The sequence below is a fragment of the Microcella sp. genome (assembly GCF_030645145.1).
Classification (GTDB): Bacteria; Actinomycetota; Actinomycetes; order Actinomycetales; family Microbacteriaceae; genus Microcella.
Map to the genome: position 1 here is coordinate 1 of NZ_JAUSMI010000149.1, position 26,358 is coordinate 26,358.

Sequence of the window (26,358 nt, forward strand, 5' to 3'; positions counted from 1 at the left end):
GCCTCGGCGCGCGACTTCGCCGCGTGCGCGCGCCTCGAGCGCGCCGGCGACCTCGACTAGGGCAGATCTGACCCGCTCGCGCGCCACACGCTGCCGCGGCGTCGTGCCGCGGTCAGCGCTACGCCGCCGCCTCCCCACCAAGTGCAGTCGCTGGACCCCCGATCCCTGTGCTCGTGCGGCCGACGGCCTTGCCGCGTGCATCAGAGACTGCATTTCGTACTGAGGTGGTCCGCCCGGCGCCCCATTCGGTGCGGCCCGATGCGCAACTCAGGAACCGAGCGCCCGGTCGGCCGCGGCTCGCCCGCAACGATGCGCGTGGGCGTTCGCCGTTCCTGAGCTGCGCACCGCGTGGTCGAGAGCGGCCACCATGAACGGCCGAGCGGCGACGTCTCCACCTCGGCGGCCGAACCTGGACGCCCGCGGAATGCCGCGGCCGACCCCGCCGTTACACTCGACAGTGCCGGTCCGCAGTAACCCCGGGCTCCAACTTCAGCCGCTTCGAGCGGCCACGCGCCGAGAGGCGTTCTGCGGGCCGGCACTTCTGTGCCCGGATTCTGCGCTCGGCCGTCCCGCCGCCCCAGCTCTCCCGCCGCTCGCCCGCGCATTCGCTTCGCCAGCGAGCCAGCGAGCCAGCCAGCCAGCCAGCCAGCGAGCCGGCCGCCCGCGCCCACGCCCGCGCCCACGCCCGCGGCCACGCCCCGCCTCGTCACATCGCGGTCGCCTCACCACCGTGAACCTCGTTCACCCACTCCGCACTTTTCGAAGCGCAGCGGCGAGGGCCGTCGCGCCAGCCGCGCCGCCGACACTCCGTCGAGCCCCCCGCGAACCTGAGAGTCAGCCGAACTCAGGCCGAATGCGCAAACCCCTCGGCCGAGGGCGCCGAACCCCTTGCATGTCACTCACCACTCGGACCCTCCGCCCCGGGCGAGCACGCCTCGCCGGCCTGCTGATGATCCCTGCGGCTCTGCTCGTGCTCTCGGGATGCGCCGCTCCGGCGCCGACCGATAGCGCTCCAGAGCAGCAGAGCCCGTCAGCCTCGGCCGACGAGTCGCTCACACCGGGAGAGAACGAGGTGATCACGATCGGGCTGAAGTTCATGCCCGAGACGATCACGGTCCCCGTCGGCACCACGGTCACGTGGCGCAACGGCGAGACCATCGGGCACACGATCACGTCGGGTGCCTGGGGCGACGTCAACGAGAGCACGGGCATCCGTGGCTCTCAGACGCCCGACGGCCTCTTCGATCACGCGCTCGCGCCGAAGGGGCAGGAGGGCGACACCTTCTCGTTCACCTTCGACGAGCCGGGGGAGTACCCGTACTTCTGCCAGCCGCACCTGGCGATGAACGCCATGGTCATCGTCGAGGGCTGAGTCGAGAGACAGCAGAACAGCACGACCGCACGTTCCGCAATCGCACGCACAGAGCACCACACACAACCAAGGAGCACACAATGCGCAAGACCACTGCTTTCGCCGGACTCGGCCTCGCCGCCGCGCTCGTCCTCACCGGCTGCTCGGCGACCGCCGAGGAGACCGCCGAGGAGCCCATGACCTCGGAGGAGACCGAGGCCGAGGCGCCCATGATCGACACCGTCAACAGCGACGGCTCGAACCTCCGCGCCCAGCTCACCGCGCTGCTCGCCGACCACGTGTACCTCGCCGGTGCCGCGATCGATCAGGCGCTGCAGGATGGCGGAGACCTCACCACCGAGCAGGTCGGCGCCGCCGTCGCCGCCCTCGACGAGAACTCGGTCGAGGTCGCCGCGCTCGTCGGCTCCGCCTACCCCGACGCCGAGCAGCCCTTCCTCGACTCGTGGCGCTCGCACATCCCGTTCTTCGTGAACTACACGGTCGCGAAGGCCACGGGCGACCAGGCAGGCGTCGACCAGGCCGTCTCCGACCTCAACGGCTACGCCGTGTCGTTCGGTCAGCTGATCAACTCGGTCGTCCCCGAGCTGCCCGCTGAGGCCGTCCAGGCCGAGCTCGAGATGCACGCCGTCTCGCTGATCGCCGCGATCGACGCCAACATCGCGAACGACCCGGCCTACTTCGACCTCCTCAAGGAGGCCGCGAGCCACATGCCGATGACCGCGACCGCGCTCGCCGGCGGCATCGCCACCAACCTCGAGCTCCAGTAGTCCTCGAGATCCTGCAGTAACCGCACCACCTCGGCCGGTGGAGGGCGCCCCCAGGCACCTCCACCGGCCGTTCCCGTTCCCGCACACCCCGCACCGCACGCACCGCACCGAACGCACAGAAGGGCTCGCTCATGCGCTACGTCCGCTGGATCGCCACCGGCCTCCTCGCCGTCGCCCTCCTCGTCAACGCCGTCATCCACCTCCGACTGGCCGCCCCGTTCGACGCGGTCGCCGGCACGCTCGCCTCGCAAGGCGACCTCTTCCGCATCCAGGCGGTCTCGAACATCGTCGCGATCGCGGTCGTCGTGATCGCGCGACGTCGATGGGCGGATGCCCTCGCCCTCGTCATCGCCGCCGGCGGAGCCGCGCTCATCGTCGTGACGGCTCTCGTCCCGCTGGATCTGACGGCGATCGGGCTGCCCCTGCTCTTCGAGCCGGCCTACTACCCGGACAAGACGTACGCTCTCGTGGCCCAGCTCGTGGCCGTGGCGGCCGCGACCGCGCTCATCCTGCTGCGCCGCCGGCCCGCGGAGGCGTCATGACCCTCCTCGCCACGCGCCCGCGCCGCGTCCACCGGGCCGCCGCGCATCCCGCGCGACCGGCGCGCGCGCCGCGGGATCAGCATCCACCTGGAATGCTGGTACTCGTGAGTACCGATCCCGAGGCCGAGCGCGATCCGCTCTCCTCCCCCGACGTGGCGAACGCGCTCCTGCAGCGCGTGGCGACCGGAGACCAGCGGGCGTTCAGCGACCTGTACGACCTGACGGCATCGCGCATGCTCGGCCTCGTGCGGCACGTCCTGAAGGACCACTCCCAGTCGGAGGAGGTCGTTCAGGAAGTGATGCTCGAGATCTGGCAAACCGCGAGCCGCTTCGATCCGAATAAGGGGAAAGCGGTGACCTGGATGCTCACCATGGCCCATCGCCGAGCGATCGACCGCGTGCGCAGCGCGCAGTCGAGTCGTGACCGCGACACCAAGGTGGGCATCCGCGATCTGGACCGGGAGTTCGATTCGGTCTCGGAGAGCGTGGAGATCCGCGTGGAGCACGACCGAGTGGAGAAGGCGTTGTCTCGACTGACCGACCTGCAGCGACAGGCCGTCGAGCTCGCCTACTACGGCGGCTACTCGCACAGCGAGGTGGCCGAGATGCTGAGCGTGCCGATCGGCACGGTCAAGACACGATTGCGCGATGGCATGATCCGCCTGCGCGAAGAAATGGGGGTGGCATCGTGAGCCGCTCTGACGACGATTTCGACTACGACGACTTCGGGGACGTGGCGGCCGAGCTCGCGCTCGCCCTCCCGCCCGTCGACCCCTCGCCCGACCTGAAGGCGCGGCTCATGGCGCAGGTCGCCGTGACCCCGCAGCTTCCGGCCCGCACGAGCGAGCCGGCCCCGAGCGCCGAGCCCGCCCCGACTGCGGGCCTCGCGCCCGTGACGAGCCTCGCTCCCGCAGCGACCCCGGCGACGGATGCGCGCCCCGCCTCGCCCGCCGAGCAGAAGGCGAACGCCCGCTGGTTCACGCGCACCTCGGCGACCCTCGTCGCGGCGGCGGCCGCCGTCGCCCTGTTCTTCGGGGGAGTCGTCTCGGCGAACCTCTTCCAGCCCGGGGACGACGCGCAGCAGCTCGCCGCGATCGTCGCCGCGCCCGACGTGCAGACCGTCGCGGCTCCCGTGACCGACGGCGGCAGCGCGACGCTTGTGAGCTCCGAGTCGCTCGGCCTCTCGGCGATGGTCTTCGACGGCCTGCCCGAGCTGAGCGACGACGAGGCGTACGCCCTCTGGTACATCACCGACGGCGAGCCGACCCCGGCCGGCCTGTTCACGGTCGAGGAGAACGGCGAGGTCGTCCAGGTCCTCGACGGTGCCTTCGAGGCCGGAACGATCGTTGGCGTGACAGTCGAGCCGAGCACGGGAAGCCCCGCGCCGACGACGACGCCGATCGTGGCGATACCGACGGAGGCCTAGGCCGCCGCACCGAATCACAGCACAGCGCAGCGCTGCAGCATCACGAAGGGCCCGGGAGGATCTCCCGGGCCCTTCGTCGTGCGCTGCGGCGGTCTATCCGAACTTGCCGGAGACGTAGTCCTCGGTCGCCTTGACGCTCGGGTTCGAGAAGATGACGCGCGTGTCGTCGTACTCGATGAGCTTGCCGGGCTGGCCCGTCCCGGCGATGTTGAAGAACGCCGTCCGGTCGCTCACGCGCGAGGCCTGCTGCATGTTGTGCGTGACGATGACGATCGTGTAGTCCTGCTTGAGCTCCTCGATGAGGTCCTCGATGGCGAGGGTCGAGATCGGGTCGAGGGCCGAGCACGGCTCGTCCATGAGGATCACCTCGGGTTCGACGGCGATCGCCCGCGCGATGCAGAGGCGCTGCTGCTGGCCGCCGGAGAGACCCGAGCCGGGTCGGTCGAGGCGATCCTTGACCTCGTTCCACAGGTTGGCGCCCTGGAGCGACTTCTCGACGAGGTCGTCGGCATCGGACTTCGAGATGCGGCGGTTGTTGAGCGTGACGCCCGCGAGCACGTTGTCGCGGATCGACATCGTCGGGAAGGGGTTGGGCCGCTGGAAGACCATGCCGACCTGGCGGCGCACGAGCACGGGGTCGACGCCGGGGCCGTAGAGGTTGTTGCCGTCGACGAGCACCTCGCCCTCGACGTACGCGCCGGGGATCACCTCGTGCATGCGGTTGAGAGTGCGGATGAACGTCGACTTGCCGCAGCCCGACGGGCCGATGAAGGCGGTGACGCTGCGGGGCTCGATGACCATGGTGATGTCCTCCACGGCCTTGAACTTGCCGTAGTAGACGTTGAGGTCGTTGACTTCGATGCGCTTGGACACGGTGCGAGTGCTTTCCTATCCGGTGGGGTGGCTCAGCGGCCGAGCTTGGGGGCGAACTGGCGGGCGACGAGGCGAGCGACGAGGTTGAGCAGCATGACGATCAGTATCAGCGTCAGCGCTCCGGCCCAGGCGCGATCGAGGTAGGCCTGCGCGTCGGTGCCCTGGGCGACGTAGGAGGTGTAGACGAACACCGGGAGGGACTGCATGCGGCCATCGGTCAGGTCGTAGTTCAGGTTGTTGGTGAACCCGGCGGCGATCAGCAGCGGAGCGGTCTCGCCGATCACGCGTGCGATCGACAGCATGATGCCGGTCGTGATCCCTGCGATCGAGGTCGGGAGGACGACCTTGACGATCATGAGCCACTTCGGCACGCCGAGCGCGAACGCGGCCTCGCGCAGCTCGTTGGGGACGAGCCGCAGCATCTCCTCCGATGACCGCACGACCACGGGGATCATGAGGACGGCGAGGGCCATCGCCCCCGCGAGTCCGAGACGCTCGCCCGGCCCGAGCAGCGCGCTGAACACCGCGTAGGCGAACAGGCCGGCCACGATCGAGGGGATGCCCGTCATGACATCGACGAAGAAGGTGATCGCGCGCGCGAGCCGGCCTCGGCCGTACTCGACGAGGTAGATCGAGGCCATGAGGCCGATGGGGATCGAGATGAGAGCGGCGGTGCCCGTCATCAGGAGGGTGCCGACGATCGCGTGGATGGCACCGCCTCCCTCGCCGACGATGCTGCGCATCGAGTAGGTGAAGAACTCGAGGTCGAACCGGGGCAGGCCGTTGGTGATGACGGTGTAGACGAGCGAGATGAGCGGCAGGAGTGCGATCACGAACGCGAGTGATACGAGGGTCGTCACGAAGCGGTCGGTGGCCTTCCGCTGCCCTTCGACGAGCCGCGCGACCGCGACGATGACGACTGCGTAGGCGAGGACGCCGAAGAAGACGGCACCGACGATGTTGAATTCGTCGAGGGGCGCACCCGCCCCGAGCAGCGCGAAGACGGCGGTGGAGGCGGCGAGGCAGGCGGCGAGCACCCACCACGGGGTCGCCTTCGGAAGTCGTCCGGAGGCGAAGGAGTTGGACTCGCCGGTGTGGATCGCGGAGGTCGCGGTCATCAGTTGGCTCCGGAGAAGTCTTTGCGGCGGTTGACGACGACGCGCGCGATGGCGTTGACCACGAGCGTGATAGCGAAGAGCACGAGGCCCGTGGCGATCAGCACGGAGACGTTGTCGCCGTACGCCTCGGGGAACGAGAGCGCGATGTTGGCGGCGATCGTGGAGGGGTTGATCGAACTGATGAGGTTCACCGTGATGACGCCGGTCGCCGAGAGCACCATCGCGACGGCCATCGTCTCGCCCAGCGCGCGGCCGAGGCCGAGCATCGTCGCGGAGATGATGCCCGGGCGTCCGAACGGGAGCACGGTCATCCGGATCATCTCCCATCTCGTGGCGCCGAGCGCGAGCGCGGCCTCCTCGTGCAGGACGGGCGTCTGGAGGAACACCTCGCGGCACAGCGCCGTGATGATCGGCAGGATCATGACGGCGAGGACGATGCCCGCGGTGAGGACGGTGCGCCCGGTGCCCGAGGGCGGGCCGGCGAAGAGCGGGATGAAAGAGAGGTTCTCCCACAGCCATGTGTAGGACGGCTGGATCGCCGGGGCGAGGACGTTGCCGCCCCACAGGCCGAAGACGACTGAGGGCACCGCGGCGAGCAGATCGATGATGTAGCCCAGCCCCTGGGCCAGCCGCCGGGGCGCGTAGTGCGAGATGAAGAGCGCGATGCCGAGGGCGATGGGGACGGCGAGCACGAGGGCGATCAGCGCGGCCCAGACGGTGCCGAAGACGAGGGGCGCGACGTACTCGAGGAAAGTGTCTCCGCCGAGGATGCTCAGCTGATCGGCGGGAACGGTGACGGCGGGGATGCTCTGGATCACCAGGAACGCCGCCACGAGAGCGAGCGTCGCCAGGATGAGGGAGCCGGCGAGTGCGGCTGAGCCGGCGAAGACGCGGTCGCCGGGGCGCTGCTTGGCTGCGATTCTGGGCGGGGTTCCCAGTGCGGTCATCGGAGAGTGTCCTCGCTCGGGGCGCTGCGTGACGCGGGGGCGGATGGTGCCGGGGAGATTCCCCCGGACAGTCTGCCGGGCGCGGGTGCCTCGCACAATGCGAGAGGCGCCCGCGCCCGGCAGGAGTGGTGGTGAACTAGCCGATCAGCTCGACCGCCGCGGTCGCGCGCTCGCGGAGCGCGTCCGAGATGGGCGCCGAACCGGCGGCCTCGGCGGCGGCCTGCTGGCCCTCCTCCGAGATGATGTAGCTGAAGTAGGCCGACACGAGCTCGGCGTCGGCGGCGTCCTGGTACTCGACGCAGCCGATGAGGTAGCTCACGAGCACGACGGGGTACACGCCCGAGGCGTCGGTCCCGCGGTCGAGCTCGATGGCGAGGTCGCCCTCGCCCCGGCCCTCGACGAACGGCGAGGCGTCGACGACGGCCGCAGCGGCCTCCGGCGAGAACGGAACGTATTCGTCGCCGACCTTCACCGAGACGGTGCCGAGATCGCCGGCGCGCGAGGCGTCGGCGTAGCCGATGGTGCCGGTGCCGTTGGTGACGGCGTCCACGACGCCCGAGGTGCCCTGAGCGGCCTCGCCGGACTCGAACGGCCACACGCCGTCGGGCTCAGCCGTCCACACGTCGCCCGCCGCCTCGAAGAGGTAGCCGGTGAAGTTCTCGGTCGTGCCCGAGTCATCAGCGCGGTGGACGGGCGTGATCGCGAGGTCGGGGAGCTCGACGCCCTCGTTCTGCGACGCGATGGCCTCGTCGTTCCAGTTGGTGATCGTGCCCGCGAAGATGCCCGCGATGGTGGCCGGGTCGAGGTTGAGGGAGTCGACGCCCTCGAGGTTGAAGATGACGGCGATCGGCGACACGTAGGCGGGGATCTCCACGATGCCCGACTCGGGCACGCAGCGGCCGAACTAGCCCGCGGCGATCTCATCGTCCTTGAACGCGCGGTCGGAGCCGGCGAAGGCCGACCCGCCCGCGATGAAGGTGTCGCGACCGGCGCCCGAGCCCGAGGGGTCGTACTCGACGGTGACGTCGGGGTTGGCGTCCTGGAACGCGGCGACCCAGGCCTCCTGTGCCGACTGCTGCGAGGAGGCGCCCGCGCCGACGAGGGTGCCCTCGAGCGACGATGCGCCCTCGGTCTCCTCCGGCGCGGCGCCGCCGGGCTCGTTGGCGGCGCATCCGCTCAGCACGATGGCGCTGGCGGCGATGAGAGCGGTGAAGCCGCTCGCACGTGTGATGTTCACTGTGTTCCCTTCGGGGATCGGTGACGGGTTCTGCACGGCGCAAGGGGGCCGCACGAGGTTCGACGCTACGAAGCGCTGGTGACCACCGTCGTCCTCGTCGGTGAACGGAAGGTGAACGAGCGGGGAACGCTAGAGCCCTGAGGAGTGCGTCTCGACCGCCACGAGCCACGGCGTCTCGCTCTCGAGCGAGAAGTGCAGGACCGAGTACTCGCCGGTGCCGAGCGACGCGCTGCGCCGCAGGTCGCGCGTGACCGTGGCCCCGCCGAGGGATGCCGCGGCCTCGATGATCTGCGGGATCACCGGGCCGTGCGAGCACACCACGACCGACTGGCGCTTGGCGACGCGCTTGGCCACGGCCGCGCTCACGCGCGCGCCGTCGCCCGTCCACGCGTCCTGGCTGAGCGTCGTCGAGGCCTTCACGTCGAGGCCCGTGATCGCGGCGGTCGGCCCGATCGTCGACAGGCAGCGGGCCGCGGTCGACGACACGAGCCGCTCGGGCCCGTAGGCGGCGATGCCGCCGGCGACCGCGAGCGACTGCTCGATGCCGCGGTGCAGGAGCGGCCGGGTGTGGTCGGGGCCGTCCCACTGCTCGGGCGGCATGGCCTTGCCGTGCCGCAGCACGACGAGGGCGAAGGTGCGCGCGTGGCCCGCCTCGACCTGCGCAGCGAAGCGGTCGAGCACGTCGGCGTCGTGCTCGTACGTGAGGTGCTTGGAGGCCTTCGCGATCGGCAGCCATTCGAGCGCGAGGATCTCGCCGTTGGCCTCGTAGGTGTGCCGCTCGGCGGCACCCGGGTCGACCTCGGCCGACCAGTAGTGCACGATCTTCGGCCGCCCGTTGGGAAGGGTGTACTCGACGGCGCCGAGCGGCGCGCCGAGGTCGACGTCGAAGCCCGTCTCCTCCTGGATCTCGCGCACCGCGGTCTGCGGCAGCGTCTCGCCCGGGTCCACCTTGCCCTTGGGGATCGTGACGTCCTTGTGCTGGGTGCGGTGGACGAGCAGCACCCGCACCTTGCCGTCGACGAGCTTCCACACCACGGCGCCGGCGGCGACGACGGCGTCGGTCGCGGCCTCGCCCGGGGCATCCGCCGGGGTCATCGGGTGCCGCCGAGCCGACGGCGCGCGGTCACGGTGGTCATGACCACATTCTGCATGTCGGCGAGCGCGCGGCCCTTATCGTCGCGGTGGCGGCGCTCCCACTCGCCGTCCGGCCGCAGCGCCCACGCGCTCGTCGCGTCGCTCATCGCGAGGTCGAACATCGCGTCGACCTGCGCGAGGTGCAGGGGGTCGGTGAGGCGCACGAGCACCTCGATCCGCCGGTCGAGGTTGCGGTGCATCATGTCGGCGCTGCCGATCCAGACGTGGGGCTCGCCGCCGTTGCGGAAGGAGAACACGCGCGAGTGCTCGAGGTAGCGGCCGAGCACGCTGCGCACGCGGATGTTCTCGCTCGCCCCCTCGAGCCCGGGCACGAGCGCGCAGATGCCGCGCACGACGATGTCGACCGGCACTCCGGCGTTGCTGGCGCGGTAGAGCGCGTCGATGATCGCCTCGTCGACGAGCGAGTTCACCTTGATGCGGATGCCCGACTCGCGCCCCTCCTTCGCGGCCTTGATCTCGCCGCTGATGCCGCGGAGCAACCCGCGCCGCAGGTAGCGCGGCGCCACGAGCAGGCGCTTGTACTTCTTCTCGATGGCGTAGCCGGAGAGCTCGTTGAACAGCCGCGTGAGGTCCTTGCCCACCTGCGGGTCGGCGGTGAACAGGCCGAGGTCCTCGTATATGCGGCTCGTCTTCGGGTTGTAGTTGCCCGTGCCGACGTGCGAGTAGTACTTCAGCTCGCCGTTCTTCTCCTGCCGCACGACGAGTGCGAGCTTGCAGTGCGTCTTGAGGCCGACGAGGCCGTAGACGACGTGCACGCCGGCCTTCTCGAGCTTGCGGGCCCACTCGATGTTGTTCTGCTCGTCGAAGCGCGCCTTGATCTCGACGAGCGCGAGGACGGCCTTGCCGGCCTCGGCGGCGTCGATGAGCGCCTCGACGATGGGACTGTCGCCGCTCGTGCGGTAGAGCGTCTGCTTGATGGCGAGCACGTTCGGGTCGCGCGCCGCCTGCTCGAGGAAGGCCTGGACGCTCGTCGCGAACGACTCGTAGGGGTGATGGACGAGCACGTCGGAGCGCCCGATCGCGCGGAAGAGGTCGGGCGTCGCGTTCGGCTCGCTCGGCTGCAGCTGCAACGGGGTGACGGGCACGTGCTTGGGGTACTTGAGGTGCGGCCGGTCGATCTTCGAGATCTCGAACAGCCCGCCGAGGTCGAGCGGCGCGGGGAGCCGGTAGACCTCCTGCTCGGTGATGCCGAGCTCGCGCACGAGCAGGCCGAGCGTCAGGTCGTCCATGTCATCGGTGATCTCGAGGCGGATGGGCGGGCCGAAGCGCCGACGGAGCAGCTCGCGCTCGAGCGCCTGGATGAGGTTCTCGGTCTCGTCCTCCTCGATCTCGACGTCCTCGTTGCGCGTGACGCGGAACTCGTGGTGCTCGAGGATCTCCATGCCGGGGAAGAGCTCGCCGAGGTGGTTCGAGATGAGGTCCTCGAGGGTGAGGAAGCGCTGCAGCCCCGAGCCGTCGTCCGGCAGCGGCACGAAGCGCGGCAGCACCTGCGGCACCTTCAGGCGCGCGAACTCGACCTTCTCCGTCTTCGGGTTGCGCACGCGCACCGAGAGGTTGAGCGAGAGCCCCGAGATGTACGGGAAGGGGTGGGCGGGGTCGACCGCGAGCGGCATGAGGACGGGGAAGATCTGCTTCGAGAACGTCTGATCGACCTGGATGCGGTCGGCCTCGTCGAGGTCCGCCCAGTTCTCGATGTGGATGCCCGCATCGTCGAGCTCGGGCTTCACGAGGCTGTGGAAGCAGAGAGCGTGCCGGTGCTGCAGCTCGAGGGCCGTCCGATTGATGTCGGCGAGGACATCCGCCGGCGCCCGTCCGATGTTGGTCGGCACGGCGAGGCCGGTGACGATGCGCCGCTTGAGGCCGGCGACGCGGACCATAAAGAACTCGTCGAGGTTCGAGGCGAAGATCGCGAGGAAGTTGACGCGTTCCAGCAGCGGGACGGCCGGGTCCTCCGCGAGCTCGAGCACGCGTTGGTTGAAGCGCAGCCAGCTCAGCTCGCGGTCGAGGTACCGCTCGACGGGCAGCGTGCCGTCGTCGACGCTCGTGGTCTCGTCCCAGTCGTCGAGGAAGTCGCCCCCGACGCCCCCATCGACCTGGTAGCTCGAATCGGTGCGGTACTCCTCGTCCTGCATGCGCACATCATGCCAGGGGGGGATGCCCGGCCGGGGTTCCGCGTCGTCGCTCAGTCGGCGGACCGGGGCGACGGCTCGTCACCGACGACCTCGCCCGGCGCGACCGCGGTGTCTGCCGGGTCGCGCTGCGCGCGGCTCGCGGCGAGGAACGGGATCGCGATCGTCGAGACGATGCCGCCCCACAGCAGCGAGTATCCGTATCCGCCGACATCGGCCGCGCGTCCGAGGGCGGGCTGGATGGCGACGCCGCCCGCGCTGCCGAGGAGCGAGTGGAAGGAGAGCACGGTCGCGCGCTGCGCCGAGGGGATCATGTCGTTGAGGTAGGCCCGCTGCGCCGGCTGCCCGATCGAGGAGGCGATTCCCCACGCGGCGAGCAGGGCGATCGCGACCCACAGCTCGCGGACGAAGAAGAACGCGACGAGCACCGCGGCGGAGGTCGCGGCCGAGGCGAGCAGGAGAGTCGTGCGGCGCCGGACGAGCCGGCGGACGACCGGCGCGAGCGCTCCTCCCGCGATCGAGGCGCCCGAGATGACGGCGGCCGCGAGGCCCGCGAGCGCGTAGGCGCCGTCGTCGCCGCCGAGCTCGAGCAGGTAGGGCTGCAGCGCGTAGAAGGCGTAGATGCCGACGCCCGTCGTGAACGGCGCCGCGATCATGAGCCAGCGGATGGGCGGCCGCCCGAGCCCGTGCCGCACCGACGAGCGTATGACGTCGCGCACGGCGGCCATCGGCGTCGCGCCGCGCACGGGCGTGAAGCCGAGGTCGCGCATGAGCACGGCCGCGATGACGAGCATGGCCACGAGCACGCCCGCGCGCACGAGGAACGGCACGCCGAGGTCGGTCGCCTGGGCGATGATGCCGCCCGCGACCGAGCCCGTGAGCATCGCGACGCCTGCGACGACCTGCGCGCGGCCGAAGACGGTCTCGAGCGCGCCGCGGTAGTCGGTCGCGCGCAGGGCGTCGACGAGCCACGCGTCGACCGCGCCGGAGAAGAAGGTGAAGCCGAGGCCCAGTAGCACCGAGACGATCGCCCACGCCCAGAACGGCGCCTGCTGCACCCACATCACCCAGTAGGCGAAGGTCGTGACGGCGAGCGTCACCGTTCCGAGCAGGTAGGAGGCGCGCCTCCCCCACGTGTCGGCGACGACCCCGGTCGGGATCTCGAAGATGACCATGCCCGCGGTGAAGAACGCGTTGGCCGCGAATGCCTCGAGATTGGTCAGCCCCGCGTCGAGCAGGAAGAGCGTGTTGATGCCCCAGATGAACGACGCCGCGAGCGTGCTGCCGAGCGTGAGCGCGTAGTACGTCCCCTCGACGCGGCGCGGGGTCGGCGCTCGCCGGGTCATGCGCGCGCCGCCTCCGCGGGCGGAGCAGCCGTCGTCGCGCGCGCCATGGCAGCGCGCGGGGCGAGCGCGAGCGCGACGCCGACCGCGATCGCCGCGCCGACGAGCTGAGCGACGATGAACGGCCCGGCGCTCGCCGGGGCGATCCCGGCGAAGGTGTCGCTCGCGATGCGTCCGATTGTGATCGCGGGGTTCGCGAAGCTCGTCGAGCTCGTGAAGAAGTAGGCGGCGCCGATGTAGGCGGCGACCGCGGGCGCGATGAGGGCGTCCCTGCCCTGGCGGGCCAGTAGCAGGATGACCGCGATGAGCCCCGCCGTGGCGACGACCTCGGCGAGGAGGGTCGCGGGCTCGGCGCGGTCGGTCGTGCTGATCGCGACGACGGGGAGCCCGAACATGAGGTTCGCGAGCGCGGCTCCCGCGAGGCAGCCGGCGACCTGCGCGGGGATGTACACGGCCGCGTCGACCGGCCCGGTGCGACGGAGAGCGAGCATGACCAGGGTCACCGCGGGGTTGAGGTGCGCGCCGCTGAGCCCGCCGAGCGCGGCGATGAGCACGAAGAGCGCGAAGACCGTCGCGATCGCGTTCATGAGTAGCTGCACGCCGACGTCGTCGCTGAGGCGCGTCGCCATGACGCCCGAGCCGATCACGACGGCCGCGAGGGTCGCGGCGCCGAGGCCCTCGACGAGGGCGCGGCGCCCGAGCGAGAGCGGAGCGGGCGCGGGGTCGGCGGCGGCGGTCATGGTGCGATGCTACGCCCGTCGATAGACTGTCGTCTATGAGTGGCGAGGCGATGACGGATGGCGCGCTCCGCGCGCTCACCGACCCGACCCGCGCGGCCATCCTCCGGCGCCTCCTCTCCGCCCCTGACGGGCGCGCCACGGTCGGGGCGCTCGCGGACGCGCTCGAGCTCACCCAGCCGACCGTCTCGCACCACCTGGCGCGACTGCGCGATCTCGGCCTCGTCATGGGCGAGCCGGAGGGGCGCCGGGTCTGGTACTCGGTCGCGCCGGAGGAGCTCGACCGGGTCGCCGACGTGCTCGACGCGGCCCCGGCCGCGCGGATGACGGGCCACGTCCTGCAGCGCATCATCGGCGACCTGGCCCTGCGCTTCGAGGGCACCTTCTCGCGGGGCACGGTCGAGCGCTACGTGCTCGAGAGCTACGACCTCCTCGCCGACGGCGCGCGCATCACCCGGTTCCTGCCGTCGCTCACCGCCCGGTTCGCGGCCGATCGTCTCGCAGCGCTCGCCGCGGTCGCTCGCCGGGATGAGGCCGGCCGACCCCTCGAGGTGCTGTTCGTGTGCGTGCAGAACGCGGGGCGCTCGCAGCTCGCCGCGGCGATCCTGCGGCAGCTCGGCGGCGATCGCGTGAGCGTGCGCACGGCCGGCTCCGCTCCCGCCGAGGCGGTGCGCGCCTCCGTCGTCGCGGCGCTCGACGAGATCGGGGTGCCGCTCGGCGGCGAGTTCCCGAAGCCGCTCACCGACGAGGCGGTGCGCGCCGCCGACGTCGTCGTCACGATGGGCTGCGGCGACGCGTGCCCCGTGTATCCGGGGCGGCGCTACCTCGACTGGGCGGTGGACGACCCCGTGGGGCGCCCGCTCGAGGAGGTGCGCCGGATCCGCGACGACATCGATGCGCGGGTGCGGGGGCTGCTCGACTCGCTCGTGTGAACAGCGGGTGAATCGTTCGGCAGCGAGTGGAAATCGCATAGATCACCATCTATGCTTACGAGCATGAGCGACAACAGCATCCCCACCGTTCTCTTCGTCTGCGTGCACAACGCCGGCCGCTCGCAGATGGCCGCGGGCTACCTGCAGCACCTCGCGGGCGACCGCGTGCAGGTGCTCTCCGCCGGGTCGGCGCCGAAGGACCAGATCAACCCCGTCGCCATCGACGCCATGGCCGAGGAGGGCATCGACATCGCGCACAACGTGCCGAAGGTGCTCACGACCGAGGCGGTGCAGGAGAGCGACGTCGTCATCACGATGGGCTGCGGCGACGTGTGCCCCGTGTTCCCCGGCAAGCGCTACGAGGACTGGGAGCTCGACGACCCGGCCGGCCAGGGCATCGAGTCGGTGCGCCCCATCCGCGACGAGATCAAGCGCCGCATCGAGGTGCTGCTCGGCGAGATCCTCCCCGCCTGAGCCTCGCGACAAGCGCAGCCGGGCTACGAGTCGACGCGCTCCGCCGCCTCCTCCTCGTGGAGGGTGAAGCGGTAGCCGACGTTGCGCACGGTGCCGATGAGCGACTCCATGTCGCCGAGCTTCGCGCGCAGGCGCCGGACGTGCACGTCGACCGTGCGGGTGCCGCCGAAGTAGTCGTAGCCCCACACCTCGCTCAGCAGCTGCTCGCGCGTGAAGACGCGGCTGGGGTTCGCGGCGAGGAAGCGGAGGAGCTCGAACTCCTTGAAGGTCAGGTCGAGCGTGCGCCCGTGCACCTTCGCCGAGTAGCTCGCCTCGTCGATGACGACGCCCGAGGCCTTGATCATGCTCGACCCGCCGTCGCGCGACTGGCGGCCGATCGCGATGCGCAGCCGGGCATCCACCTCGGCGGGCCCCGCCGCGTCGAGGATGACGTCGTCGATGCCCCATTCGGCGGTGACCGCCGTGAGGCCGCCCTCGGTGATGACGAGGAGGAGCGGCGAGCCGGCGCCCGTCGCGGTGAGGATCTTGCACAGGCCCTTCGCGGCGGCGAGGTCGGTGCGGCCGTCGACGATGATCGCGTCAGCCGAGGGCGCGCCGACGAGGGCCGCAGGCTCCGCAGGGATGATGCGGACCCGGTGGCTGAGGAGTCCTAGCGCGGGCAGAACGTCGCTGTTCACCTGCGAGGTCAGGATCAACAGCTGAGCCACTCGTCCTCCAGGGTGTCCGGCTCAGTCTACAAGCGCCCTAGCATGGGGGAATGCGCCGGACCCTCGCGACCGCGATCCCCGTCTGGGTGGCCGTCGTCGCGGGCGTCATCGCCCTCGTCTCGCTCGGTCGTCCCGAGGTGTGGCTGCCGTCGGTGCCCGTGATCGGGGCCGGCGCCCTGCTGCTGACCTTCCTCGTGCAGGTGAGCCTGCAGTCGAAGGACGGCCTCGTGAAGCGCATGCTCGTGAGCGTGACGGGCGTCGTGGTGATCCTCGCGATCGCGTCGTTCGCGATGATTCTCACAGTCCCCAGCGCGTAGACTGAGCGCATGCTGCTCGCGATCGAAATCTTCTTCCTCGGCCTGCTCGCTCTGGCGTCGCTCGCGATCGGCGGCGTGTCCATCGTCGTCCTGCGCAACCTGTACCGCGGCCAGCGCTGACATCGGCGGCGTCGTGTTCAATCTCGACACGAGCCTGCCCGCCGAGCTCGCCCCCCTCTCGTGGCTCATCGGGGTCTGGGAGGGCACGGGCGTGGTCCACTACGACGACGCCGGCACGACGCGCGAGCACGAGTTCGGCCAGCGCGTCAGCTTCAGCCAGGACGGCCTGCCGTACCTGAACTACTCGTCCACGACGTGGATCCTCGACGAGTCGCTCACGCCCCTCAACGCCGAGGCCGGCTACTGGCGCCTGCACCGCCCCTCGCAGCCGGGCGACCCCGGCCCCGGCATGCTCCCCGGCGTCGGCGAGCGGCCCTACCCGACGGCCGAATCGGTCGAGACCCTGCGCACGCCGCGCGGCGACTTCGAGATCGAGGTCGCGCTCATCCACCCCGGCGGCGTGAGCGAGCTCTACCTCGGCACCGTCAGCGGCCCGCGCATCGACCTGCAGACCGACGCCGTCATGCGCTCCGCGAGCGCCAAGGAGTACGCCGCCGCGACGCGCCTCTACGGTCTCGTCGACGGCCGCCTGCTCTGGGCGTGGGACATCGCCGCGCTCGGCAACGACCTCCGCACGCACGCCTCGGGGACGCTGACCCGTGTCGACTGAGTCCGCCTTCCTGAGCGTCCCCGGAGCGGTCGCCGGCGCGCCCGCCTCGCCCGACGGCGTCGTCACGGCGGCCCACTACGGCGACCCCGTCTCCGAGCAGCGGATGCTCGCCGCGGGCCGCGCGATCGTCGACCTCTCCGACCGCGGAGTCGTGACCGTCACGGGCGATGACCGCCTGCGCTGGCTCGACTCGCTCACCTCGCAGGCCGTCGGGCAGCTCGCGCCGGGATCGAGCGCGGAGACCCTGCTGCTCGACCCGCAGGGGCGGCTCGAGCACAGCATCCGTCTGCTCGATGACGGCACGACGACCTGGCTGCTCGTCGACGCGGCGCAGGCCGCGCCGCTCGCCGGCTGGCTCGACCGGATGCGCTTCATGATGCGCGTCGAGGTCGCCGACGTCTCGGCCGAGTGGGCGACCCTCGGTCAGCTGCAGCCCGAGGGCGCGCGGCTGCTCGTCTCGGCGGCCGAGCCGAACGGCACGCCGCTCGTGTGGCGCGACCCGTGGGTCGAGGTGCAGTCCGGCGGCTGGCAGTACGCGGGCGTCGAGGCGCACCCCGGCGCCGAGTTCCCGGCCGTCGAGCTGCTCGTGCCGCGCGATTCACTGCCCGGTCTCGTCGCGGGGCTGGGGGCGGGGCTCGCGCACGTCGCCGGCTCGCTCGCGCTCGACGCGCTGCGCATCGCCGCGTGGCGTCCGCGGCAGAGCGACGTCGACGAGCGGTCGATCCCGCACGAGCTCGACTGGCTGCGCTCGGCCGTCCACTTGTCGAAGGGCTGCTACCGCGGGCAGGAGACCGTCGCGAAGGTCCACAACCTCGGGCACCCGCCCCGCCGGCTCGTCATGCTGCACCTCGACGGCACGCTCTCGCTGCTGCCCGTCGCTGGCTCGCCCGTGCTGAGCGGCGGAGCCGAGGTCGGCCGCGTCACCGCCGCCGCGCGGCACCACGACCTCGGGCCGATCGCGCTCGCCGTCGTCAAGCGCTCCCTCGCCGTCGACGCGCCGCTCGTCGTCACGGCCGAGGTGCCCGGCGACGACGGAGCCCCCACCGGCGAGACCGCCGAGATCGCCGCCGCCCAGGAGGTCGTCGTGCCGCCCGAGGCGGGCGCGACCGCGGGGGTGCCGCGCATCCCGCGCCTCGGCGCCGTCCGCCGCTAGGCCGCGCCGTGACGGTGTCGGTTCGCGCGGCTCGCGGAGGCGACGATGGCTGAGAAGCGCGATTCGATGGCGCGGCTCGAGCGCAGCATCCGTCGCCGCATGGATGCCCGCATGGCGGCCCAGCGCGTCGTGCGCTCGCTGCCGGCCATCGCGCAGATCGTCGTGGCGGCCGTCGCCGCCTACGCGATCGCGACCTACGGTCTCGGGCACGACCTGCCCGTCGTCGCCGTGACGGTGACGATCGCGGCGCTCGGTCTCGCGCGCGACGCCCGCCCCCGCCGGGTCGCGGAGGTCGTCGTCGGCATCTCGGTCGGCATCACCGTAGCGGCGCTGCTCGTCGTCCTGCTCGGGCAGGGGGTGTGGCAGATCGCGGTGATCCTCGGCGTGACGCTCGTGATCGCGCGGGCTCTGTCGCCGTCGGCCGCGTTCGCGATCGCCGCGGGGGTGCAGTCGATGCTCGTCGCCGTGCTTCCCGCTCCCGAGGGCGGGGTGTTCGCGCGCGTGCTCGACGGACTCGTGGGCGCCGTCGTCGCGCTCGTCGTCACGGCGCTCATCCCGCGGCTCGACGTGCTGCGCTCGCGCGGGGAGTCGCGTGCGCTCTTCTCGGTGCTCGACCAGTCGCTCACCGGACTCGCCGACGCGCTTCGCCGCGGCGACGAGCCGGCCGCCGACCTCGCGCTCGCGCGCAGCCGCCGCACGCAGCCCCTCATCGACGAGTGGACGCAGACCCTCGACTCGGCCCGGGCCGTCGCCGCCTACTCCCCGTGGCTGCGGCGCGGGAGGGCGCGTCTCGCGGCCGAGGCCGCCCAGCTGACGGCCGCCGACCTGTCGACGCGTCACGTGCGATCGATCGCTCGGCGCGTCGACATCCTCGTCCGCGACGGGGTCGAGCGGCCCGGGCTCGCGGGGCTGCTCGACGAGGCCGCGGTGATCGTCCGTGCCCTCGGCCGCAGCGTCGACGACCCGTCCGAGCGCGACCGGGCGCGGATCCTCGGGCTCGCGATGGCGGGCGAGCTCGCGCCCGAGCTCGTGCCGGGGGCCGTCACGGTGCCCGACCAGGTCATCGTCGTGCTGCTGCGCTCGCTCGTGTTCGACGTGCTCGTCACGGTCGGCCTCACGCCCGAGCAGGCGCGGCAGGCGCTCCCGCCGATCTAGCGAGGTCGCGATTCGCAGGCCGCGCGCCTCGGAGCACCCGCACCGACGTGTGCGATGCCGAATGCAGGCACGGCCGGTCGGCGACGCGGCGTGTCGTGCCGACACGCCGCGCCTCGGAGCCGCAGTGCCTGCATTTGGCAGCGGCTGGACCAGCGGGCTGCTCGGCGCCTAATCGCCGAGGGCGAGCGCCCCGTCGCGCGGCGCGACCGCGGCCCACGGCAGCGTCAGCTCGCCCAGCCGCCAGCGCGTGACGCCGTCGCGCACGGGCCAGCCGGCCTCGCGCAGCCCCTGCACCGCGGCGACCCAGCGCTGCCGGGCCGAGAACGTCGCGAGCGGGGCGTGCCGCGCCCACTGCGCGTCGAGCGCCCGCAGCAGCTCGTGCACCCGCTCGCCGGGCACGTTGCGGTGGATGAGCGCCTTCGGCAGCCGTTCGGCGACGACCGAGGGCCCTCCGGCGTCGGCGAGCGAGTCGAGGTGCAGCGCGATCGTGAAGGTCTCGGGCCCGGTCGTCGCCACCGCCGCGCCCGCCGCCCGTGCGCCGTACGCCGCCGGCGCATCGTCGCCCGTCGCCCCCGCGGCTCGCAGCCCGACCCAGCTCCCGACCCGGCCGACCTCGTTGCACGTGCCCTCGAGCAGCAGTCCGCCGGGCTGCAGCCGCGCGAGCATCGTCGCCCAGGCCTCGGCGACCTCGGCCTCGTCGTACTGCCGCAGCACGTTCGCTGCGCGGATCACGGCGGGCCGGGCATCCCCCGCAAGCGGCACCTCGAAGCCGCCGACCGCGAATGCGAGCCCTTCGCGCGCGAACGGCGCGGCGGCGGCGACGCGCGCCGGGTCGATCTCGATGCCGACGACCCGCACGTCGGGTCGCACGGCGCGCAACCGCGAGAGCAGCTCGAGCGCGGTGCGGTGCGAGGCGCCGTAGCCGAGGTCGACGACGAGGGGGTCGGCCGCGTGCCGCAGAGCGGGGTGGGCGGCGATCCAGCGGTCCATGCGGCGCAGCCGGTTGACGCCGGTGGTGCCGCGCGTGATGCGGCCCCTGGCCCCCCGCGTCGCCGTCATGCCGTCATTCTCGCGGATGCCCGGCGCTGGCTAGGCTGGATGCCATGTCGCACACGCTGATCCTGCTCCGCCACGGCCACTCCGTCTGGAACGAGAAGAACATCTTCACCGGCTGGGTGGATGTCGAACTGACCGAGCAGGGGCGCGCCGAGGCGCACCGGGCCGGAGAGCTCATCGCCGAGTCGGGCCTCGCGCCGCGCATGCTCTACACGAGCCTCCTTAAGCGCGCGATCCAGACCGCGAACATCGCGCTCGACGCCGCCGACCTCGACTGGCTGCCGGTCAAGCGCAGCTGGCGCCTCAACGAGCGCCACTACGGCGCGTTGCAGGGCCTCAACAAGGCCGAGACGCTCGAGAAGCACGGCGAGGAGCTCTTCATGACCTGGCGCCGCAGCTTCGACACCCCGCCGCCGCCGCTCGACGACGACGCCGAGTACAGCCAGGTGCACGACCCCCGCTACGTCGGCATCGACGGCGAGGTGCCCCGCACCGAGAGCCTCAAGCTCGTCATCGACCGCATGCTGCCCTACTGGGAGAGCGACATCACCAAGGACCTCGCGACCGGCGAGACGGTGCTCGTCGTCGCCCACGGCAACTCGCTGCGCGCGCTCGTGAAGCACCTCGACGGCATCGGCGACGACGAGATCGCGAGCCTCAACATCCCGACGGGAATCCCGCTCGTGTACGAGCTCGGCGACGACTTCATGCCGATCAAGCCCGCCGAGTACCTCGACCCGGAGGCCGCCGCCGCCGGCGCCGCCGCGGTCGCGAGCCAGGGCAAGAAGTAGCCGAGAGCACCCCGCGCCCATGCTGCGCTTCGCGGTCGTCGCCTTCCTCGACGACGTCGCGCTCGAGGCCGAGTTCGAGGCCGACGAGCTGCCCCTCCACGTGACGCTGCTCGCGGCCGCCTCGACCGACGCCGACCTCGACCAGGTCGTGTCGGCGGTCGAGGCCGCGTACTCGAGCCACGGCGTCTTCGTCGCGCGTGGCGGCGACGACGAGGTGGTCGGTGCCGACGAGGTCGACGCGACCCTCGTCGTCGATGACGGCGATCTGGCGGATGCCCACCTCGCGCTCGTCGTCGACCTGCGCGACCTCGGAGTCCGGGTCGACGACCCGAGCATCGTCGCCCGCCGGTACCGGCCGTTCGTGGCCGTCGCCGCCGAGTCGGATGACCGCGCGGGCCGCATCGAGCGCGGCGAGCGCCTCGAGCTCCGCGCCGTCGCGGTGCTCGACCTCGCCCCCGACGGCGACCCCGACCGGGTGCGCGTCGTCGATCAGTTCCCGCTGCTGTAGCCGCGGGAGCCATGAGTCACCGTCCCTTGATGCAGTAGGAAGGCCCACCATGACGCGCATCGCCCGCATCGAGATCAGCGGCACCGGCCCGAACCTCCTCGACCCCGACGTCATGGGCGCACTCGAGCGGAGCATCCTCGACGCCGACGCCGACGCCGACCCCGAGATCACCGGCATCCTCCTCACGGGCGCGGGCGACAGCTTCTGCGGCGGCCTCGACGTGGCCGCGATCCGCGCGGGCGCCGATCCGGTCGCGTTCGCATCGGCTCTCGTGAGCCTGCTGCGCATCTTCCCGACCCTGAGCACGCCGATCGCCGCCGCGGTGAACGGGGATGCCGTGGCCTCGGGGGCGTCGATCGTCGCCGTCTGCGACTACGCCGTCGCAACCCCGACCGCACGCCTGGGCACGTTCGAGGTGAGCGTCGGCGTCTGGCCGATGATCGCCCAGGTGCCGATCGTGCACCGCATCGGCGCGCGCTTCGCGATGGAGAACATCGGCTCGGGCGAGCCGTTCACGGCCGAGCGGGCGCGCGAGGTCGGCCTCGTCAACGCCGTCCGCGAACCGGCCGATGTCGAGCCCGCCGTCGTGGCGTGGCTCGAGGCCGCGTCGCGCGGGGGAGCCGCGGTGGCCGCGGGCCGCCGCGCGTTCTACGAGCTCGGCGAGCTCACCTACGACGACGCGCTGCAGTCGTCGCTCGAGCGCTTCGCGGCGATGTTCCGCGACACGGCCTGAGCCGAACCGCTGAACGGGCGAACCGGCCGGGCTAGGCGCCCTGCGGCACCCAGTCGCCGGTCGCGAGGTACTGGACCTTCTTCGCGATCGACACCGCGTGGTCCGCGAAGCGCTCGTGGTAGCGCGAGGCGAGGGTCGCGTCGACCGTGTCGACGGCCTGGCCCTTCCACGTCTCGCCGAGCACCTTGTCGAAGACGCTGAGGTGGAGGGCGTCGACCTTGTCGTCCTCGTTGCGGATGGCTTCGGCGATCGTGACGTCCTCCGTGCGGAGCAGCTCGACGAGCATGCGCGCCATCTCGACGTCGATCTGGCCCATCTCGGCGAACGTCGGCCGCAGGCTCTTCGGGACGACCTTCTCGGGGAAGCGGTAGCGGGCGAGCTGCGCGATGTGCTCGGCCATGTCGCCCATGCGCTCGAGCGAGGCGCTGATGCGCAGCGCGCTCACGACGATGCGGAGGTCGCGGGCGACCGGCTGCTGGCGGGCGAGGATGTTGATGGCGAGCTCGTCGAGCTCGGCCGCGGCCACGTCGATCTTGTCGTCGTCGGCGATGACGGTCTCGGCGAGCGAGACGTTCGACTCGGTGAAGGCGCGCGTGGCGTTCTCGATCGAGATGGCGACGAGGGTCGAGATCTCGACCAGGCGCTCCTGCACCTCTCGCAGCTCCTGCTGGAATACTTCGCGCATCAGGTCACGTCCTTGCTCTGTCTTCGGGGCGCACAGTCGAAGCCCAATCTGGCCACCGTCGGTGAACGGGAGGTGACCCGAGAGTGAACTCTCCGACACCGGCGGCCGGCGCCCCCTCCTCGGTGATCCGGGGTGGTGAGTGGTGTCTAATCTAGTGCTCATGGACTCGGCACTGCTGGTGCCCCTCGCGCTGCTCCTCGGCGCGGCGATCGGGGGAGGCGCTGTCGCCACGGTCGTCGCCGCAGCCCGGCGGGGTCGTGTCGCGGCCGAAGTGGTGTCGACATCGGTGCCCGACGGCGTGAGCCACGTCCTCGAGGTCCTCGAATCCGCCGGCGTGGTCCTCGACCCGAGCAACACCGTCGTCAGGGCCAGCCCCGGAGCTCTCACGCTCGGCCTGGTCTGGAATCGCGCCCTCGTGCACGCGCCGCTCATCGAGCTCGTCGACCGCGTGCGGCGCTCGGGCGATCCGATGACGGAGGACGTCGACATCGCGCGCGGACCGCTCAGCGATGCGAGCATCCACCTCACGGTGCGCGTGGCGCGCCTCGGCACGCGCTTCGTGCTGCTCCTGGCCGAGGACCGCACCGAGTCGGTGCGCCTCGAGGCCGTGCGCCGCGACTTCGTCGCCAACATCAGTCACGAGCTCAAGACGCCGATCGGCGCGATCAGCCTCCTCGCCGAGGCGCTCGAGCAGGCCGCCGACGACCCCGAGCAGGTGCAGCGCTTCGCGAAGCGCATGAGCAAGGAGTCGAAGCGGCTCGCCCACATGACGCAGGAGATCATCGAGCTCAGCCGGCTGCAGGCCGCCGACGCGCTCACCGACCCGGAGGTCGTCGCCGTCGACCGCGTCATCCAGGCCGCGATCGACCAGAACAGGGTCGCGGCCGAGTCGAACCGCATCGCGCTCGTCTCGGGAACGCCGAGCGGCGAGCACGTGTGGGGCGACGAGGGGATGCTCGTGACGGCCGTCCACAACCTCATCATCAACGCCGTGCAGTACTCGCCCTCGCCCTCGCGGGTCGGGATCGGCGTGACCGCCCGCGACGACGTCGTCGAGATCGCGGTCACCGATCAGGGCATCGGGATCCCCGAGGAGGATCTCGACCGCGTCTTCGAGCGCTTCTTCCGCGTCGACCAGGCCCGAGCCCGGGCGACGGGCGGCACGGGCCTCGGCCTCAGCATCGTCAAGCACGTCGTGCAGAACCACGGCGGCGACGTGCGCGTCTGGTCGCAGCCCGGCCACGGCTCGACCTTCACGCTCCTCCTCCCGCGGGCGACCGCAGACTCCCCGACCACCGCTCTCCCCTCGAAGGCACGCACATGACCCGCATCCTCATCGTCGATGACGAGCCCTCGCTCAGCGAGCCCCTCGCCTACCTCCTCGGCCGGGAGGGCTACGAGACGGCGGTCGCGGAGGACGGCCCCGCCGCTCTCGCCGAGTTCGAGCGCGGCGGCGCCGACCTGATCCTGCTCGATCTCATGCTCCCCGGGCTGCCGGGCACCGAGGTGTGCCGCGAGATCCGTCAGCGGTCGAGCGTGCCGATCATCATGCTCACCGCGAAGGACAGCGAGGTCGACATCGTCGTGGGGCTCGAGCTCGGCGCCGACGACTACGTCACGAAGCCCTACTCGACGCGCGAGCTCCTCGCGCGCATCCGAGCCGTTCTGCGCCGCCGCGTCGACGAGGACGACATCGACGACGGGATCCTCGAGGCCGGGGGAGTCCGCGTCGACGTCGACCGCCACCAGGTGAGCGTGAACGGGCGCGAGGTCGCGATGCCGCTCAAGGAGTTCGAGCTGCTGGAGCTGCTGCTGCGCAACGCCGGGCGCGTGCTCACGCGCGGGCAGCTCATCGACCGCGTGTGGGGCGCCGACTACTTCGGCGACACCAAGACGCTCGACGTGCACGTCAAGCGCATCCGGTCGAAGATCGAGGCCGACCCGTCGAACCCGCAGCTGCTGCTGACGGTGCGCGGGCTCGGCTACCGCTTCGAGGCGTAGCCGGGGGCGGATGCTCGGCGCGGGTCGGGTGACCCGCGAGCCGAGCGGACCGGGCTAGGAGCTCGGGACGTAGAGCTCGTACTCGGGGAGCGCGCCGTCGAGGACGGGGACGAGGAGCTCGCTGCCCGGCTCGTCGCCGTACTGGAAGAAGACCGGGTAGAGCGCGCCGGGCGTGACCTCGACGCCCTCGATGACGATCTGGCGCTGCTCGGGGCCGCCGAGCTGGGTCGTGTCGTTGCCGTCGACGAGGATGCGCTCGCTCTCGCGCCCGCTGCCGCCCTCCCACTGCACGGTCACAGCCCGGTCGGTCTCGCCGCGGTTGACGAGCGAGACGACGAGGTTCAGACGCTCGCCGTCGTCGGTGATGAGGAGGGCGTTGCGGACGGCGACGTCGCCGACCACGGTGCCGGTGCCGTCGCTCGGCGAGTACGGGATGTTCGTGGCGATCTCGGCGTCGAAGGTGCAGCCCGTCGTGCCCACCATCAGCGCCGCGGCAAGGGCAGTCGTCATCGCCCAGCGGTTTTTCACGAATAGCCTCCAGAGCCCGTCGAGTCGGCGGCCGCCGGCGCGAAACCTCCGTCTGCCCAGGCGCGACCTCCCTCAGTCTAGCCAGGTCGAACGCCCACTACCGCGCGCAGGCGCGGTCTCCGCGACGCGACCCACCCGGGGATGCTGAGAAACGCCTGTGGTAGAATCGAGGTTCTGCGGAAGGACCACCATCCATGCTTTTCCAGGTCGGCGAGACCGTCGTCTACCCCCATCATGGGGCTGCGACCATCATCGAAGTGAAGAACCGAACCATCCGGGGCGAAGAGAAGCTGTATCTCAAGCTCAACGTCACTCAGGGCGACCTCACGATCGAGGTTCCCGCTGACAACGTCGACCTCGTCGGCGTTCGCGACGTGATCGGCCAGGAGGGTCTCGACAAGGTGTTCGAGGTCCTGCGCGCTCCCTTCACGGAGGAGCCGACCAACTGGTCGCGTCGCTACAAGGCGAACCTCGAGAAGCTCGCGTCGGGCGACGTCATCAAGGTTTCCGAGGTCGTCCGCGACCTCTGGCGCCGCGATCAGGACCGCGGTCTCAGCGCGGGAGAGAAGCGCATGCTCGCGAAGGCGCGCCAGATCCTGATCTCCGAGCTCGCCCTCGCCGAGAAGACCGACGAGGAGAAGGCCTCGAGCGTCCTCGACGAGGTCCTCGCGTCCTGATCCGTGGCGCCCGCTGATCCGTCCGCGGCTCCCGCGGTCGGCATCGTCATCGTCGCCGCGGGCAGCGGAACGCGGCTCGGGCATCCCGAGCCCAAGGCCTTCGTCGCTGTCGGCGGCCGGTCGCTCCTCGAGCACGCGCTCGAGGCGTCGTTCTCGCTGAGCGAGCCCGCCACCATCGTCGTCGTCGCGCCCGCCTCGCACCGCGAGGAGGCCGCGACGATCGCCGCCCGCGTCGCCGGCCCTGCGGTCGGCAGCGTCACCGTCG

Annotated in this window: 29 protein-coding genes and 1 pseudogene; 18 read left to right on the top strand and 12 right to left on the bottom strand. The window is 71.5% G+C overall.

Translation table 11 applies throughout. The features are described from left to right. Positions 1-892: 892 nt before the first annotated feature. From Q7T15_RS10095 to Q7T15_RS10115, 5 genes are all read left to right on the top strand, one after another. A complete protein-coding gene (locus Q7T15_RS10095) occupies positions 893-1,372 on the top strand; it encodes a plastocyanin/azurin family copper-binding protein (RefSeq protein ID WP_304695876.1) in 480 nt (159 codons plus the stop codon). An 80-nt stretch (positions 1,373-1,452) separates the two neighbouring features. Continuing rightward, the gene (locus Q7T15_RS10100; RefSeq protein WP_304695878.1) at positions 1,453-2,139 is read left to right on the top strand and encodes a hypothetical protein; all 687 of its coding nucleotides are present in this window, start codon (positions 1,453-1,455) and stop codon (positions 2,137-2,139) included. Between the two features lie 131 nt (positions 2,140-2,270). Then, positions 2,271-2,681: a hypothetical protein gene (locus Q7T15_RS10105; RefSeq protein ID WP_304695880.1), complete on the top strand. Its 411-nt coding sequence runs from the start codon at positions 2,271-2,273 to the stop codon at positions 2,679-2,681. A 92-nt stretch (positions 2,682-2,773) separates the two neighbouring features. Beyond that, positions 2,774-3,373, top strand: a complete 600-nt coding sequence (locus tag Q7T15_RS10110) for a sigma-70 family RNA polymerase sigma factor (protein ID WP_304695933.1) — start codon at positions 2,774-2,776, stop codon at positions 3,371-3,373. Continuing rightward, positions 3,370-4,107: an anti-sigma factor gene (locus Q7T15_RS10115; protein WP_304695882.1), complete on the top strand. Its 738-nt coding sequence runs from the start codon at positions 3,370-3,372 to the stop codon at positions 4,105-4,107. Before Q7T15_RS10110 ends, Q7T15_RS10115 begins: the two co-directional genes overlap by 4 nt. Positions 4,108-4,200: 93 nt before the next feature. Here the strand turns inward: Q7T15_RS10115 and pstB are convergent, their stop codons facing one another. From pstB to Q7T15_RS10155, 8 genes and pseudogenes are all read right to left on the bottom strand, one after another. Beyond that, complete coding sequence (gene pstB, locus Q7T15_RS10120; RefSeq protein WP_304695884.1) at positions 4,201-4,980, bottom strand: phosphate ABC transporter ATP-binding protein PstB; 780 nt, start codon at positions 4,978-4,980, stop codon at positions 4,201-4,203. 32 nt (positions 4,981-5,012) lie between these two features. Then, complete coding sequence (gene pstA / locus Q7T15_RS10125; protein ID WP_304695886.1) at positions 5,013-6,098, bottom strand: phosphate ABC transporter permease PstA; 1,086 nt, start codon at positions 6,096-6,098, stop codon at positions 5,013-5,015. Continuing rightward, entirely contained in the window at positions 6,098-7,045 is a 948-nt protein-coding gene (gene pstC / locus Q7T15_RS10130; protein WP_304695888.1) for a phosphate ABC transporter permease subunit PstC, read from the bottom strand. Before pstC ends, pstA begins: the two co-directional genes overlap by 1 nt. A gap of 136 nt (positions 7,046-7,181) precedes the next feature. Then, a pseudogene (locus Q7T15_RS10135) lies at positions 7,182-8,282 on the bottom strand (phosphate ABC transporter substrate-binding protein PstS). Between the two features lie 129 nt (positions 8,283-8,411). Beyond that, the gene (locus Q7T15_RS10140; protein WP_304695890.1) at positions 8,412-9,377 is read right to left on the bottom strand and encodes an NUDIX domain-containing protein; all 966 of its coding nucleotides are present in this window, start codon (positions 9,375-9,377) and stop codon (positions 8,412-8,414) included. Continuing rightward, entirely contained in the window at positions 9,374-11,569 is a 2,196-nt protein-coding gene (locus Q7T15_RS10145) for an RNA degradosome polyphosphate kinase (protein ID WP_304695892.1), read from the bottom strand. Before Q7T15_RS10145 ends, Q7T15_RS10140 begins: the two co-directional genes overlap by 4 nt. 50 nt (positions 11,570-11,619) lie before the next feature. Next, positions 11,620-12,912, bottom strand: coding sequence for an MFS transporter (locus Q7T15_RS10150; RefSeq protein ID WP_304695894.1), 1,293 nt, complete (start codon positions 12,910-12,912; stop codon positions 11,620-11,622). Next, on the bottom strand, positions 12,909-13,649 hold the full coding sequence (locus tag Q7T15_RS10155) for an aquaporin (protein WP_304695896.1): 741 nt from the start codon (positions 13,647-13,649) through the stop codon (positions 12,909-12,911). The genes Q7T15_RS10150 and Q7T15_RS10155 overlap by 4 nt, the downstream gene beginning before the upstream one ends. 35 nt (positions 13,650-13,684) lie before the next feature. On the opposite strand from Q7T15_RS10155, the gene Q7T15_RS10160 reads away from it, so the two are divergent. Both Q7T15_RS10160 and Q7T15_RS10165 read left to right on the top strand, forming a co-directional pair. After that, complete coding sequence (locus tag Q7T15_RS10160) at positions 13,685-14,578, top strand: metalloregulator ArsR/SmtB family transcription factor (protein ID WP_304695898.1); 894 nt, start codon at positions 13,685-13,687, stop codon at positions 14,576-14,578. A 63-nt stretch (positions 14,579-14,641) separates the two neighbouring features. Continuing rightward, on the top strand, positions 14,642-15,052 hold the full coding sequence (locus Q7T15_RS10165; RefSeq protein WP_304695900.1) for an arsenate reductase ArsC: 411 nt from the start codon (positions 14,642-14,644) through the stop codon (positions 15,050-15,052). 23 nt (positions 15,053-15,075) lie between these two features. On the opposite strand, the gene Q7T15_RS10170 is transcribed toward Q7T15_RS10165, so the two are convergent. Continuing rightward, positions 15,076-15,759, bottom strand: a complete 684-nt coding sequence (locus Q7T15_RS10170; RefSeq protein WP_304695902.1) for a winged helix family transcriptional regulator — start codon at positions 15,757-15,759, stop codon at positions 15,076-15,078. A gap of 50 nt (positions 15,760-15,809) precedes the next feature. On the opposite strand from Q7T15_RS10170, the gene Q7T15_RS10175 reads away from it, so the two are divergent. The 4 genes from Q7T15_RS10175 (at position 15,810) to Q7T15_RS10190 (ending at position 19,114) form a co-directional block, all read left to right on the top strand. Beyond that, positions 15,810-16,076, top strand: coding sequence for a hypothetical protein (locus Q7T15_RS10175; protein ID WP_304695904.1), 267 nt, complete (start codon positions 15,810-15,812; stop codon positions 16,074-16,076). A 133-nt stretch (positions 16,077-16,209) separates the two neighbouring features. Further along, positions 16,210-16,806: an FABP family protein gene (locus Q7T15_RS10180; RefSeq protein ID WP_304695907.1), complete on the top strand. Its 597-nt coding sequence runs from the start codon at positions 16,210-16,212 to the stop codon at positions 16,804-16,806. Then, on the top strand, positions 16,796-17,959 hold the full coding sequence (locus Q7T15_RS10185; protein WP_370689139.1) for a folate-binding protein YgfZ: 1,164 nt from the start codon (positions 16,796-16,798) through the stop codon (positions 17,957-17,959). The genes Q7T15_RS10180 and Q7T15_RS10185 overlap by 11 nt, the downstream gene beginning before the upstream one ends. A gap of 45 nt (positions 17,960-18,004) precedes the next feature. Next, positions 18,005-19,114, top strand: coding sequence for an aromatic acid exporter family protein (locus tag Q7T15_RS10190; protein ID WP_304695909.1), 1,110 nt, complete (start codon positions 18,005-18,007; stop codon positions 19,112-19,114). A gap of 168 nt (positions 19,115-19,282) precedes the next feature. Here the strand turns inward: Q7T15_RS10190 and Q7T15_RS10195 are convergent, their stop codons facing one another. Beyond that, entirely contained in the window at positions 19,283-20,173 is an 891-nt protein-coding gene (locus Q7T15_RS10195) for a class I SAM-dependent methyltransferase (RefSeq protein WP_304695911.1), read from the bottom strand. Positions 20,174-20,217: 44 nt separating this feature from the next. Between Q7T15_RS10195 and Q7T15_RS10200 the strand changes: the two genes are divergently transcribed. The 3 genes from Q7T15_RS10200 to Q7T15_RS10210 are packed head-to-tail and all read left to right on the top strand — an operon-like array spanning position 20,218 to position 22,202. Next, positions 20,218-20,961 carry a phosphoglyceromutase gene (locus tag Q7T15_RS10200; protein WP_304695913.1) on the top strand — a complete coding sequence of 248 codons (744 nt, stop codon included), beginning with the start codon at positions 20,218-20,220 and terminating at the stop codon, positions 20,959-20,961. A gap of 19 nt (positions 20,962-20,980) precedes the next feature. Next, positions 20,981-21,469, top strand: coding sequence for a hypothetical protein (locus Q7T15_RS10205; RefSeq protein WP_304695915.1), 489 nt, complete (start codon positions 20,981-20,983; stop codon positions 21,467-21,469). Positions 21,470-21,518: 49 nt separating this feature from the next. After that, entirely contained in the window at positions 21,519-22,202 is a 684-nt protein-coding gene (locus tag Q7T15_RS10210; RefSeq protein WP_304695918.1) for an enoyl-CoA hydratase/isomerase family protein, read from the top strand. A gap of 31 nt (positions 22,203-22,233) precedes the next feature. On the opposite strand, the gene phoU is transcribed toward Q7T15_RS10210, so the two are convergent. Continuing rightward, positions 22,234-22,887 carry a phosphate signaling complex protein PhoU gene (gene phoU, locus Q7T15_RS10215; protein ID WP_304695920.1) on the bottom strand — a complete coding sequence of 218 codons (654 nt, stop codon included), beginning with the start codon at positions 22,885-22,887 and terminating at the stop codon, positions 22,234-22,236. A 160-nt stretch (positions 22,888-23,047) separates the two neighbouring features. Here phoU and Q7T15_RS10220 point away from each other — a divergent pair, with 160 nt between their 5' ends. Further along, entirely contained in the window at positions 23,048-24,211 is a 1,164-nt protein-coding gene (locus tag Q7T15_RS10220; protein WP_304695922.1) for a cell wall metabolism sensor histidine kinase WalK, read from the top strand. Then, the gene (locus Q7T15_RS10225; protein WP_304695924.1) at positions 24,208-24,888 is read left to right on the top strand and encodes a response regulator transcription factor; all 681 of its coding nucleotides are present in this window, start codon (positions 24,208-24,210) and stop codon (positions 24,886-24,888) included. The genes Q7T15_RS10220 and Q7T15_RS10225 overlap by 4 nt, the downstream gene beginning before the upstream one ends. A gap of 54 nt (positions 24,889-24,942) precedes the next feature. On the opposite strand, the gene Q7T15_RS10230 is transcribed toward Q7T15_RS10225, so the two are convergent. Then, positions 24,943-25,398 carry a hypothetical protein gene (locus Q7T15_RS10230; protein ID WP_304695926.1) on the bottom strand — a complete coding sequence of 152 codons (456 nt, stop codon included), beginning with the start codon at positions 25,396-25,398 and terminating at the stop codon, positions 24,943-24,945. Positions 25,399-25,610: 212 nt separating this feature from the next. Here Q7T15_RS10230 and Q7T15_RS10235 point away from each other — a divergent pair, with 212 nt between their 5' ends. Both Q7T15_RS10235 and Q7T15_RS10240 read left to right on the top strand, forming a co-directional pair. After that, entirely contained in the window at positions 25,611-26,093 is a 483-nt protein-coding gene (locus Q7T15_RS10235; protein WP_055858442.1) for a CarD family transcriptional regulator, read from the top strand. Between the two features lie 3 nt (positions 26,094-26,096). Continuing rightward, on the top strand, positions 26,097-26,358 hold a 262-nt coding region (locus Q7T15_RS10240), incomplete at its 3' end, for a 2-C-methyl-D-erythritol 4-phosphate cytidylyltransferase (protein WP_304695931.1).

What these genes read in the sequence shown, in the direction of transcription:
- Q7T15_RS10195 (WP_304695911.1), bottom strand. Translation starts at nt 20,173, where the DNA reads ATGACGGCGACGCGGGGGGCCAGGGGCCGCATCACGCGCGGCACCACC.
- Q7T15_RS10175 (WP_304695904.1), top strand. Translation starts at nt 15,810, where the DNA reads ATGCGCCGGACCCTCGCGACCGCGATCCCCGTCTGGGTGGCCGTCGTC.
- Q7T15_RS10145 (WP_304695892.1), bottom strand. Translation starts at nt 11,569, where the DNA reads ATGCAGGACGAGGAGTACCGCACCGATTCGAGCTACCAGGTCGATGGG.
- Q7T15_RS10155 (WP_304695896.1), bottom strand. Translation starts at nt 13,649, where the DNA reads ATGACCGCCGCCGCCGACCCCGCGCCCGCTCCGCTCTCGCTCGGGCGC.
- Q7T15_RS10235 (WP_055858442.1), top strand. Translation starts at nt 25,611, where the DNA reads ATGCTTTTCCAGGTCGGCGAGACCGTCGTCTACCCCCATCATGGGGCT.
- pstA (WP_304695886.1), bottom strand. Translation starts at nt 6,098, where the DNA reads ATGACCGCGACCTCCGCGATCCACACCGGCGAGTCCAACTCCTTCGCC.
- Q7T15_RS10160 (WP_304695898.1), top strand. Translation starts at nt 13,685, where the DNA reads ATGAGTGGCGAGGCGATGACGGATGGCGCGCTCCGCGCGCTCACCGAC.
- Q7T15_RS10100 (WP_304695878.1), top strand. Translation starts at nt 1,453, where the DNA reads ATGCGCAAGACCACTGCTTTCGCCGGACTCGGCCTCGCCGCCGCGCTC.
- Q7T15_RS10140 (WP_304695890.1), bottom strand. Translation starts at nt 9,377, where the DNA reads ATGACCCCGGCGGATGCCCCGGGCGAGGCCGCGACCGACGCCGTCGTC.
- Q7T15_RS10110 (WP_304695933.1), top strand. Translation starts at nt 2,774, where the DNA reads ATGCTGGTACTCGTGAGTACCGATCCCGAGGCCGAGCGCGATCCGCTC.
- Q7T15_RS10200 (WP_304695913.1), top strand. Translation starts at nt 20,218, where the DNA reads ATGTCGCACACGCTGATCCTGCTCCGCCACGGCCACTCCGTCTGGAAC.
- Q7T15_RS10095 (WP_304695876.1), top strand. Translation starts at nt 893, where the DNA reads ATGTCACTCACCACTCGGACCCTCCGCCCCGGGCGAGCACGCCTCGCC.
- Q7T15_RS10150 (WP_304695894.1), bottom strand. Translation starts at nt 12,912, where the DNA reads ATGACCCGGCGAGCGCCGACCCCGCGCCGCGTCGAGGGGACGTACTAC.
- Q7T15_RS10220 (WP_304695922.1), top strand. Translation starts at nt 23,048, where the DNA reads ATGGACTCGGCACTGCTGGTGCCCCTCGCGCTGCTCCTCGGCGCGGCG.
- Q7T15_RS10190 (WP_304695909.1), top strand. Translation starts at nt 18,005, where the DNA reads ATGGCTGAGAAGCGCGATTCGATGGCGCGGCTCGAGCGCAGCATCCGT.
- Q7T15_RS10210 (WP_304695918.1), top strand. Translation starts at nt 21,519, where the DNA reads ATGACGCGCATCGCCCGCATCGAGATCAGCGGCACCGGCCCGAACCTC.
- Q7T15_RS10230 (WP_304695926.1), bottom strand. Translation starts at nt 25,398, where the DNA reads ATGACGACTGCCCTTGCCGCGGCGCTGATGGTGGGCACGACGGGCTGC.
- Q7T15_RS10205 (WP_304695915.1), top strand. Translation starts at nt 20,981, where the DNA reads ATGCTGCGCTTCGCGGTCGTCGCCTTCCTCGACGACGTCGCGCTCGAG.
- Q7T15_RS10225 (WP_304695924.1), top strand. Translation starts at nt 24,208, where the DNA reads ATGACCCGCATCCTCATCGTCGATGACGAGCCCTCGCTCAGCGAGCCC.
- pstC (WP_304695888.1), bottom strand. Translation starts at nt 7,045, where the DNA reads ATGACCGCACTGGGAACCCCGCCCAGAATCGCAGCCAAGCAGCGCCCC.
- Q7T15_RS10105 (WP_304695880.1), top strand. Translation starts at nt 2,271, where the DNA reads ATGCGCTACGTCCGCTGGATCGCCACCGGCCTCCTCGCCGTCGCCCTC.
- Q7T15_RS10165 (WP_304695900.1), top strand. Translation starts at nt 14,642, where the DNA reads ATGAGCGACAACAGCATCCCCACCGTTCTCTTCGTCTGCGTGCACAAC.
- phoU (WP_304695920.1), bottom strand. Translation starts at nt 22,887, where the DNA reads ATGCGCGAAGTATTCCAGCAGGAGCTGCGAGAGGTGCAGGAGCGCCTG.